Annotated in this window: 1 pseudogene; it reads left to right on the forward strand. The window is 54.4% G+C overall.

Annotated elements, in window-relative coordinates:
• Positions 1-270 (forward strand): annotated as a pseudogene (gene uvrC, locus R2R70_RS20460) (excinuclease ABC subunit C); the annotation flags it as partial.

Below are 270 nucleotides of genomic sequence, written 5' to 3' on the forward strand. Positions count from 1 at the left end.
TGAGTGGCGATACCCACCCGCGTCTGGCGATGCATCGTGGTGCGAAGCATGCCAAAGGTGAATATTTCGGCCCGTTCCCGAATGGCTATGCCGTACGTGAAACACTGGCGCTACTGCAAAAGATTTTCCCCATTCGCCAGTGCGAAAATAGTGTTTATCGCAATCGCTCGCGTCCGTGTCTGCAATATCAGATAGGGCGCTGTCTGGGACCGTGCGTTGAAGGACTGGTGAGTGAAGAAGAATACGCTCAGCAGGTCGAGTATGTGCGCC

The sequence above is a fragment of the Cobetia sp. SIMBA_158 genome (genome assembly GCF_046566945.1).
Classification (GTDB): domain Bacteria; phylum Pseudomonadota; class Gammaproteobacteria; order Pseudomonadales; family Halomonadaceae; genus Cobetia; species Cobetia amphilecti.